The organism is Streptomyces sp. NPDC032721 (genome assembly GCF_055579625.1).
The window spans coordinates 358,452-367,709 of record NZ_JBVIMX010000009.1 but is presented as its reverse complement, the minus strand read 5'-3'; the positions used below and the strand labels follow the sequence as shown (position 1 = coordinate 367,709).

Annotated in this window: 9 protein-coding genes; 8 read left to right on the top strand and 1 reads right to left on the bottom strand. The window is 70.6% G+C overall.

The features are described from left to right. Positions 1-391: 391 nt before the first annotated feature. On the bottom strand, positions 392-1,513 hold the full coding sequence (locus ACZ5PB_RS21270) for an ROK family transcriptional regulator (protein WP_468693256.1): 1,122 nt from the start codon (positions 1,511-1,513) through the stop codon (positions 392-394). Between the two features lie 202 nt (positions 1,514-1,715). On the opposite strand from ACZ5PB_RS21270, the gene ACZ5PB_RS21265 reads away from it, so the two are divergent. The 8 genes from ACZ5PB_RS21265 (at position 1,716) to ACZ5PB_RS21230 (ending at position 9,236) form a co-directional block, all read left to right on the top strand. Further along, the gene (locus ACZ5PB_RS21265; RefSeq protein WP_468693255.1) at positions 1,716-2,969 is read left to right on the top strand and encodes a Gfo/Idh/MocA family protein; all 1,254 of its coding nucleotides are present in this window, start codon (positions 1,716-1,718) and stop codon (positions 2,967-2,969) included. 84 nt (positions 2,970-3,053) lie between these two features. Then, positions 3,054-4,328 carry an ABC transporter substrate-binding protein gene (locus ACZ5PB_RS21260; protein ID WP_468693254.1) on the top strand — a complete coding sequence of 425 codons (1,275 nt, stop codon included), beginning with the start codon at positions 3,054-3,056 and terminating at the stop codon, positions 4,326-4,328. 4 nt (positions 4,329-4,332) lie between these two features. Beyond that, positions 4,333-5,349: a carbohydrate ABC transporter permease gene (locus tag ACZ5PB_RS21255; protein ID WP_468693253.1), complete on the top strand. Its 1,017-nt coding sequence runs from the start codon at positions 4,333-4,335 to the stop codon at positions 5,347-5,349. Then, on the top strand, positions 5,346-6,272 hold the full coding sequence (locus ACZ5PB_RS21250; protein ID WP_468693252.1) for a carbohydrate ABC transporter permease: 927 nt from the start codon (positions 5,346-5,348) through the stop codon (positions 6,270-6,272). Before ACZ5PB_RS21255 ends, ACZ5PB_RS21250 begins: the two co-directional genes overlap by 4 nt. A gap of 28 nt (positions 6,273-6,300) precedes the next feature. After that, positions 6,301-7,272 (top strand): class A beta-lactamase, encoded by a 972-nt coding sequence (bla, locus tag ACZ5PB_RS21245; RefSeq protein WP_468693251.1) that lies wholly within the window; start codon positions 6,301-6,303, stop codon positions 7,270-7,272. Positions 7,273-7,330: 58 nt separating this feature from the next. Further along, entirely contained in the window at positions 7,331-8,116 is a 786-nt protein-coding gene (locus tag ACZ5PB_RS21240; RefSeq protein WP_468693250.1) for a DeoR/GlpR family DNA-binding transcription regulator, read from the top strand. A gap of 41 nt (positions 8,117-8,157) precedes the next feature. Further along, a complete protein-coding gene (locus tag ACZ5PB_RS21235) occupies positions 8,158-8,553 on the top strand; it encodes a DUF4406 domain-containing protein (RefSeq protein ID WP_468693249.1) in 396 nt (131 codons plus the stop codon). Beyond that, complete coding sequence (locus ACZ5PB_RS21230) at positions 8,550-9,236, top strand: NUDIX domain-containing protein (RefSeq protein ID WP_468693247.1); 687 nt, start codon at positions 8,550-8,552, stop codon at positions 9,234-9,236. The genes ACZ5PB_RS21235 and ACZ5PB_RS21230 overlap by 4 nt, the downstream gene beginning before the upstream one ends. The last annotated feature ends 22 nt before the right edge of the window (positions 9,237-9,258 follow it).

Genomic DNA, 9,258 nt, shown 5'->3' with positions numbered 1-9,258 from the left:
GGCCGGAGGGTTCGGCTCCGCCGGGGGCCGCCCCCTTGCCCGCCCGTTCCGCCCCCGGGGGGCGGCCCCGCCGCCCAAGGGGGCGGGGGCGTAGGGCGGCTTCGCCGCCCAGGGGGGCTCGGGCGTAGGCGGCTCCGCCGCCGGGGGGCGGGGCGGTTAGGGGCGCGGGGAACTGCGCGGCCAGCCGCGACGTAGCCGCACGCCTCCACTCACCCCGGACGGGCTGCCACCTCGGGTCTGGGGCGCAGCCCCAGCAGTCCCCCACCCACCCCCGGGGTCCGGGGCGGAGCCCCGGTTCGGGAAGGGGCGGGGTGGGGAATGGCCCCGCGCAGCGGACCTCGGCGGGATTGCCAAAGTTCTTTCATATATGGCGGGTTGAGGTGCCCCCGCGTCAAGAGGTCGGTACAGGGAGAGGTGTGTCGATGTCGTAGAGGCCCGAGTCGAAGTGGTTCAGGGCGTGGCGGACCGCGCCAAGAGCGACCGCCCGCTCCCCCAGCACCGAGATCGCCAGCTCGGGCGGTTCGAGACAGAGCGGATCCAGATGCCTCCGCAACGGCTCCACCAGCACGTCCCCGGACCGCGAAAGCCCCCCGCCCACCACCACCAACGCCGGATCCACCGTCAGGACCAACGCCGCGATCCCCTCCGCCAGATCGTGCGCGTACTGCTCCACCGCCCAACGGGCAGCAGGATCCCCGTCCCTGGCCCGCCCGAAGACGTGTTCCGCCACCTCCTGCGGCAGCGTCCCCTCCGGCAGCCCCGGGCACCCCGCCAGGTGCGACGGCGCCCGGTGCCACCCCACCAGCGGCAACGCGCCTATCTCCCCGGCCGCCCCGCGCCGCCCCCGGTGCATCCGACCGTCGATCAGCATGCCCGCCCCGGTCCGCACGCCGGACAGGACGAAGACCAGGTCAGTGACGTCCCGCGCCAGACCGGTCCAACTCTCCGCCAGCGCGGCCAGGTTGCAGTCGTTCTCCACCAGGACCGGGCAGCGGAACCCGGCGCCCAGCTCGGCGGCGAGGTCCACACCCACCCAGTCGGGCAGCCCCACGCACAGCCGCACCACCCCGTCCGCCGTGACGACTCCGGTGGTGCCCACGCACACGGCGGCGACCTCCTCGGCCGCCAACCCGGCTTCCTTCAGGGCCTCTTCGATGACCGCCCGCGTACCGTCGAGCCGCTCGTCCCGTCCGCAGCCGGCGTCCACCGGACGCGTACGCGCGGTCACCACCGTGCCGTCCAGCGCGGCCACCGTGGCGCGCACGCTGTACGAGCCGATGTCGACGCCGAGGACATGGCTGCCTCTGGCGTGGAACGCCACCAGCCGGGCAGGACGCCCCATCTGCCCTGTTTCGGGCGGGAGTTCCTTGAGCCAGCCCGTGGCCAGCAGCTCCTCCACCAGGCTCTCCACGGTGGGCCGGGACAGGCCCGCCCGCCGGGAGAGTTCGGTGAGGCTGGTCGGGCCCTCGTCACGCACCGTGCGCAGGGTCGTGACCAGGTTGATCCGGCGCAAGCGCGAGGTATCGCCTCCGTGCTGAGTCAAAACGTCACCGCGTTCTCCCTTGACAGCTTCTGTATGGAGAAATAAAAACAGTCTTCATTAGTAACTGGCAAGCAACTCACCCATCAGAAGAGCCAGTTCGCCCCGCTCGGAACCAGAACCAGAACCAGAGCCAGAACCAGACCCGTATCCGGAAATCGGAAGAGGAACATTCATGGTCACACTCGCCGTCATCGGCGCGGGGCTGCGCGGGCAGAGTTACGCCCGCCGCGCCCTGGAGACCGGGCGGGCCGAGGTCGTCGCGGTGGCCGAGCCCGACCCCGTCCGCCGCCGCGCGATGGCCGAGGAGCATGACGTACCGGCCGACCGGGTCTTCACCGACTGGCGGGAGCTGCTCGCGCGGGACCGTCTCGCGGACGCGGTGATCGTGGCCACCCAGGACCGGATGCACCGCGAACCCGCCGTCCGGGCGGCCGAGTTGGGGTACGACATCCTGCTGGAGAAGCCGATGGCGCACCGCGAGGACGAGGCGCGGACCATCGCCGACGCGGCGGCCAGGCACGGCGTCCTGCTCGCCGTGTGCCACGTCATGCGCTACACCCCGTACACCGCCGCCCTCAAGGAACTGATCGACAGCGGCCGGATCGGTACGGTCGTGAACATCCAGCACCTGGAGCAGATCGGCTGGTGGCACCAGGCGCACTCCTTCGTGCGCGGCAACTGGCGCCGCGAGGACGAGTCGGCGCCGATGCTGCTCGCCAAGGCCTGCCACGACCTCGACTGGATCACGTACGTCAAGGGCGAACTGCCGGTACGGGTCAGCTCGTTCGGCGCGCTCACCCACTTCCGTCCGGAGCAGCGCCCCGATGGCGCGACCGACTCCTGTCTGACCTGCCCCGTCGAGCGCGGCTGCGCGTACTCCGCCAAGCGGATCTACCTGGGCTGCCTCGGCGATCCGGAGAAGGAGTTCTGGCCGCTGTCGGCGGTGACCGGGGCCCGTACGGAGGCGGGCGTGCTCGCCGCGCTGGCGGACGGCCCTTACGGCAGATGTGCGTACGCCGGCGGGAACGACGTGCTGGACAACCAGGTGGTGAGCCTGGAGTTCGCCGACGGTACGAACGCGACCTGCACGGTCACCGCGTTCGCCGCGCTGGAGCACCGCAAGACGCGGATCTTCGGCACGCTCGGCTCGGTCGAGGGCGACGGGGTGACCCTGCGCGTGCACGACTTCCTCACGGACACGGTGACGGTCGTCGAGACGGGCGCCGGGGCGGACGCCTCGGCGGCGACCGGGCACGGCGGCGGGGACGCGACGATGTTCGACGCGTTCGTCGACGCCGTCGGGAAGCAGGACCCCTCGCTGGTCCTGACCAGCGGATACGAGAGCCTCGCCACGCACCGGGTGGTGTGGGCGGCGGAACGGGCACGGCGCACGGGAACCGTGGTCGCGCTCGACCCGCGCACGTGACCCGCGCACGTAACCCGCACACGTAATCCCACCCCGGCAGCGCACCCCGGCACCACACCTCCTTCGACGAAAGGCTCCCTCACCATGCGCAAGTTGACGGCCGTCCTGACCGTGGGCGCACTCGCCCTGAGCGTGGGCGCGTGCGGCAAGAAGAACAGCGGCGGGGACAGCGGCGCCTCGGCCGCCAAGGAGCTGGTCTACCGCTCCTCCTGGGGTGCGGACGAGCCGCAGGGCAAGGCCATCAAGGCGCTCTTCGACGACTTCGCGAAGGAGACCGGGGCCAAGGTCGACGTGAAGTTCGTCGGCCGCAAGGGCAACGACAACCTGGCGACCGAGATGGCGGCGGGCCAGGGCCCGGACCTGTTCGACACCTCCACCGACACCATCGACCGGTTCGCGGCGCAGAACCTGGCCGCGCCGCTCGATGACGTACTGAAGAAGCAGGTGCCCGGCGAGGGCAAGCCGGTGTCCGACGTTCTGTCCCAGGCGGTGCGCGGCGCGTCCAGCACGGACAAGGGGCTGGCCTTCGTACCGCACACGGTGATCTCGACGGCGGTGTGGTTCGACGCGGCCAAGCACCCGGTGAAGACGCCCAGGAGCTGGGAGGAGTTCGTCGCGTACCTGACGGAGGCGAAGAAGGCGGGGCGCACCCCGATCGGCCAGGACGGCACGATCAACTTCTACAACGTCTACTGGTTCTACAGCGCGCTGGTACGGGCGAACGGCGAGGGCAGCATGAAGGCGCTCGCCACCGACCCGGCGGCCTGGGACAGGCCCGAGGTGCTTGCGGCGGCGAAAAGGGTGGAGCAGCTCGCGAAGGGCGGCTACTTCCAGAAGGACTTCATGGCCACCAAGTTCCCGGCGGCGCAGGACAGTTGGGCGCAGGGCAAGTACGACCTGAACATCAACGGCACCTGGCTGGCCGGTGAGACCAAGCCCAAGCTGGCCGCCGACGCCAAGGTGACGTCCTTCCAGCTCCCGGTGGGCGGCAAGGACTCGGTGGAGGTCGGCACGCTCGGCTGGGGCGTGAACGCCAAGGGCCACAACCCGGACACCGCGAAGGAGTTCCTGGCCTTCGCGCTGAAGAAGAAGTACGCGCAGGCCATGTCGGAGAGCGCGCTGAGCATCCCGGCGCGCGATGACGTGCCCGCTCCGGCGCATCTGGCCGGGATACAGAAGGACGTGGCCGACGCGAAGGCCACGCACCGGACGTACGACGGGGCCGCGGCCGACCAGAAGTGGTGGAACGACGTGTTCCTGCCGATCGACGACAAGCTGGTCTCGGGGAAGTCGGACGCCGCGGCGTTCATCAAGGACGGCAAGGCCGCGACGGCCGCGTACCTGAAGAACAAGAGCTGACGGGATGGGTACGAGCACATTGGCCGTCGACGGCCCGGCCGGGGAAGCGGAACACCGGGCTCCCACCGACGGGTCCGAGTCCGGCTCCGGGTCCGGGTCCGCACCGTACGAACCACACAAGAGGAAGGGCAAGCTCCGTCCTGCCCGCGAGCGCGCCTTCTGGCCCTTCCTCCTCCCTGCCCTGATCGGCTACAGCCTGCTCTTCGTGCTGCCCGCGCTGTACGGGTTCTGGGTCAGCCTGAACAAATGGGCGGGCCCGGGCTCCGAGATGGAGTGGCGTGGGCTCGCCAACTACACGGCGCTGCTGGAGAACGACGCGTTCCGCACCTCCTTCGTCAACACCTTCGTACTGGCGCTGGCGGGCGGGATCGCGGTCTTCGGCTTCACCTTCCTGTCGATGGTGGTGCTGCGGCAGGCGAAGGGCCGGGGGTTCATCCGGTCCGTGGTCTTCCTCCCCATGATCATTTCGATGATCGCGGTGGGCGCGGCGATCGGCTTCCTGCTCAACCCGGGCGGCGCGGTCAACACCGTCTTCGGCTGGGTGGGGCTGGATCCGCAGCCGTGGCTGGGCCCGGACATGGTGTTCCGGTGCGTGATCGGGGGTCTGGTGTGGTCGAGCACCGGCTTCTACGTGGCGCTGATGATGTCGGCGGCGGACTCGATCCCGCCGTACCTCTACGAGGACGCGAAGCTGATCGGCGCGACCAGGTGGGAGCAGTTCCGCTACATCACGCTCCCCCTGACCTGGGACGTCTTCGCGGTGTGCGCGGTGCTCTGGGTGGTGAACAGCCTGAAGGTGTTCGAGATCGTGATCGCCTTCACGACGGCGGGGACGCCGGGCAGTCCGCCGTTGCAGGCGCGGACGGTGGCGGTGCAGCAGTTCCTGTCGGTGACCAACAACGGCGGGGCGCCGGAGCTGGGTTCGGCTGCGGCGATGGGCGTGTTCGTACTGATCGTGACGACGGTGCTGGTGTGGCTGACCCGTCGAATCACCCGTCGTGAGCGAGTGGAGCTGTCGTGAGTACCTCCGTGAGGACCTCCGTGAGTACGTCGATGACGTCCGGCTCGATCTGGTCGCCGCGCCGCCTGTTGGGGGACTTCCTCGTCCCCCGGGCCACGTCGCTCGCGCTCTGGGCGTGGGTGGCCTTCAACCTCGCCCTGGTGGGCTGGGTCGGCATCCAGTCGCTCAAGGAGTCGGGGGAGGTCTGGCTGTCCCCGTTCGGGCTGCCGGACAGTCCGCAGTGGAGCAACTACGGCACCGCGTGGAAGGCGGCCGGCTTCTCCTCGGCCGCGCTCACCAGCACGGCACTCACTCTGGTCGGCTCGCTGCTCATCGTGGCGCTGGCGGCCCCGGCGGCGTACGTCCTGACCCGCTCCACCCGCCGTGTGGCGGGCCCGCTGACCGGGTACTTCGCGATGGGTATGAGCATCCCCCTCCAGACGGTCGTGATCCCGATCGTCGTCATCAAGCTCTCGGTCAGCAGCTTCATGATCGACTGGGTGACGGGCTGGTGGGACAACCGCATCACGCTGCTGGTCTTCCAGGTCGTCCTGTCCCTCCCCTTCACGGTCTTCGTCCTGACCGGCTATCTGCGCTCGCTGCCGCGGGAGATCGAGGAGGCCGCCGAGCTGGACGGTGCGGGGCCGGTACGCGCGTTCGTCCAGGTGGTCGTGCCCATCGCCCGCCCGGCCATGACCACGGTCCTGGTCCTCAACGTCATCGGCCTCTGGAACGAGACCCTGCTCGCCCTCCTGATCACCCCGCTCCCGGAGGAACGGACGCTGCCCGCCGCCCTGCTGAGCCTGTACGGCAGCATGCAGTACAGCTCCGACTGGGGCGCGCTCTTCGCGGGCATCACGATCCTGGTGTACCCGATGATCGTGCTCTACCTGTGGCTGGGCAGGCGGATCGTGGAGGGCATGACGGCGGGAATCGGCAAGTAAGAGGAGCCAGGTGATGGGAACGTCCAGGATGCACACGCGACGCGCGATGCTCGGGGCAGGAGTGGGGCTGCCGTTGGCGGCGGTGGCGGGGTGCGGGTCGCAGACGCACTCCGGGGAGTCGGCCACCCCTTCCGCATCCGCATCCGACTCTGCTTCGGCTTCGGCTTCGGCCTCCGGGGGTCCGGCGAAGACCACCGCGCAGCACACCGCCCGCTTCGCCGCCCTCGAACGCACCCACGGCGCCAGGCTCGGCCTGTACGCCCTGGACACCGGCAGCGGTGCCACGCTGGTCCACCGGCCTGACGACCGGTTCGCCTTCTGCTCCACCTTCAAGGCGCTCGTGTCGGCGGCCGTCCTGGACAAGCTCCCGGTCGGCCGTCTCGACGAGCGCGTCATGTACACCCGGGACGAGATCCTCCCCCACTCCCCCGTGACCGAGAAGCACGTCGGCACCGGGATGACCGTCCGCGCGCTCATGGACGCCGCGATCCGCCACAGCGACAACGCCGCGGGCAACCTGCTGCTGCGCAAGGCCGGCGGCCCTTCCGGACTGACCTCGTACTTCCGCGAGCTCGGCGATTCCGTCAGCCGGATGGACCAGTACGAGCCGGACCTCAACAGCAACCGCCCGGGCGACCCGCGCGACACCACGACCCCGAGTGCCGTCGCCGGTGCCCTGCGCGAACTGGTGCTCGGTGACGCGCTGCCCGCCGAGAAGCGCGCCCTGCTGGACGACTGGCTGCTGCGCACCGCCACCGGCCGGCAGCGGATCCTGGCGGGAGTGCCCAGGACCTGGACCGTCGCCCACAAGACCGGAACCGGCGATTACGGGCGGGCCAACGACATCGCGGTCCTGCGTCCGCCGAAGGGTTCCGCCGCCTCCCCCGTGGTCCTGGCGATCCTGACGGACCGCCCCGGGGCCGAGGCGGAGCCGAAGGAGGCGCTGATCGCCGAGGCGGCGCGGTACGCGTTCTCCGTACTGGTGCCGGATCACACATAGAGCCGCCAGAACGAACACGGAAATGTTCAATCGAACATTCCTGTGTTAGAAATGGGGCATGGGAGTCGCCAATCGCCTTGACCTGACCCTGCGCCTGGTGCAGGGCTCCGACCGGGTTTCCGTGTCCGAGCTCGCGCACCGGCTCGGGGTGTCCGAGATGACCGTCCGCCGTGACCTGGCCGAACTGGAGCGCCAGGGCCTGGTCAAACGGGTGCACGGCGGCGCGGTCGCCACCCGGGCACGGGAGGACGGCGCCGGGTTCACGGCCCGCGAGCCGTGGCAGTCCGCCACCAAGGACCGGCTCGGACGGGCGGTCGCCGAGTTGATCGAACCCGGCTCGCGGGTGCTGCTCGACGCGGGCACCACGACCGTGCACGTCGCCGAGCACCTCGCGGCGCGGGCCCCGCTCACCGTGGCGGTGCTGAGCATTCAGGCCGCGGTACGTCTCGCCGACCGGCCCGGCATCGAGTTGCTGGTGGTGGGCGGGCGGTCGCGGCCCGGCGAGCGGTCACTGGTGGGCCCGCTGGCACTCCGTACGCTCGAAGCCCTCGCGTTCGACTGCTTCGTGATGTCGATCGGCGGTGTGCACGGCGAGCACGGCTGGTCGGAGTTCTCGCTGGACGACGCGGCGGTCAAACAGGCCGGACTGGCGCAGTCGGCACGCACGGTGGCGGTCGCGGACGCGACGAAGCTGGGGGTCCGCTCCTTCAGCAGGGTCGCCGCCCCCGACGCGGTCGGCACCTTCGTCACCGACACCGCCGCCGAGGACGCGGCCACCCACCCGCACGGCCCGGAAACCCTCGCGGCGCTACGGAAGGCGGGCGTGCGGACGCTGCTCGCCTGACGCCAACCACACTCATTCGCACAGGAGTTGACCGAACACCCATGAAGAACACCGCACCCGGCCCGCTGATGATCCTCGTCGCCGGGCCGTACAGATCCGGCACCGGCGACGACCCCGCCAAGCTGCACGCGAACGTCACCGCCATGAACGAGACCGCGCTCACCCTCTTCCGTGCCGGCCATCTCCCGGTCACCGGCGAGGCGTTGGCGCTGCCGCTTCTGGAGACGGCCGGCAGTTCCGGCCCCGGCGACGCCCTCTACGACGAGATCTTCCACCCGGTCGCGGAACGCCTGCTGGCCCGCTGCGACGCCGTGCTGCGGATCGGCGGCCCCTCCGAGGGCGCGGACCGGATGGTGGCACAGGCCCGCTCGCAGGGCGCGGCGGTCTACACGAACCTCGCGGAGATCCCGGAGATCACGGAGGCCGGCGCCCGATGAGCACGGAAAGCACTGTCGGCACTGTCGGCACCCCCGGCATCGACATACCCGACCGCCGGGGCCGCACCGCCCTCGACTCCCACGGCCGCGACCTGACCGGCAACCCCGACGTCCGCGTCCGGGACGTGGAGGTGCTGTCCTGCGACTGGTACGTACTGCGCAAGACCACCTTCGACTTCCGGCACAGCGACGGGAGTTGGAGCCGCGAGCAGCGCGAGACGTACGACCGGGGCGACGGCGCGACGATCCTGCTGTACGACCCGGAGCGCGCGACCGTACTCCTCACCCGGCAGTTCCGGCTGCCCGCGTACGTCAACGGCCACCCCGACGGCATGCTCGTCGAAACGGCCGCGGGGCTGCTCGACGGGCACGGCCCCGAGGAGGCGATCCGGCGCGAGGCCGCCGAGGAGACCGGCCACACGGTCGGCACCCCGCAGCGCGTCTTCGAGGTCTATATGAGCCCCGGCTCGGTCACCGAACGCCTGCACTTCTTCGCCGCCCCGTACGACCGCTCCACCGCCACCTCGGCGGGCGGCGGCGTGGCCGCCGAGGGCGAGGACATCACGGTCCTGGAGCTGCCCTTCACCGAGGCCCTGCGGCGCGTCAGGACGGGCGAGATCGCCGACGCGAAGACCATCATGCTGCTCCAGTGGGCAGCACTGGACGGCCCGTTCGCCCACTAGCCCGTTCGCCCACCAGCCCCTT

Bases quoted from the DNA above. Each gene is read 5' to 3' on its own strand.
- ACZ5PB_RS21265 (WP_468693255.1), top strand. From the start codon at position 1,716: ATGGTCACACTCGCCGTCATCGGCGCGGGGCTGCGCGGGCAGAGTTAC.
- ACZ5PB_RS21260 (WP_468693254.1), top strand. From the start codon at position 3,054: ATGCGCAAGTTGACGGCCGTCCTGACCGTGGGCGCACTCGCCCTGAGC.
- ACZ5PB_RS21255 (WP_468693253.1), top strand. From the start codon at position 4,333: ATGGGTACGAGCACATTGGCCGTCGACGGCCCGGCCGGGGAAGCGGAA.
- bla (WP_468693251.1), top strand. From the start codon at position 6,301: ATGCACACGCGACGCGCGATGCTCGGGGCAGGAGTGGGGCTGCCGTTG.
- ACZ5PB_RS21240 (WP_468693250.1), top strand. From the start codon at position 7,331: ATGGGAGTCGCCAATCGCCTTGACCTGACCCTGCGCCTGGTGCAGGGC.
- ACZ5PB_RS21235 (WP_468693249.1), top strand. From the start codon at position 8,158: ATGAAGAACACCGCACCCGGCCCGCTGATGATCCTCGTCGCCGGGCCG.
- ACZ5PB_RS21230 (WP_468693247.1), top strand. From the start codon at position 8,550: ATGAGCACGGAAAGCACTGTCGGCACTGTCGGCACCCCCGGCATCGAC.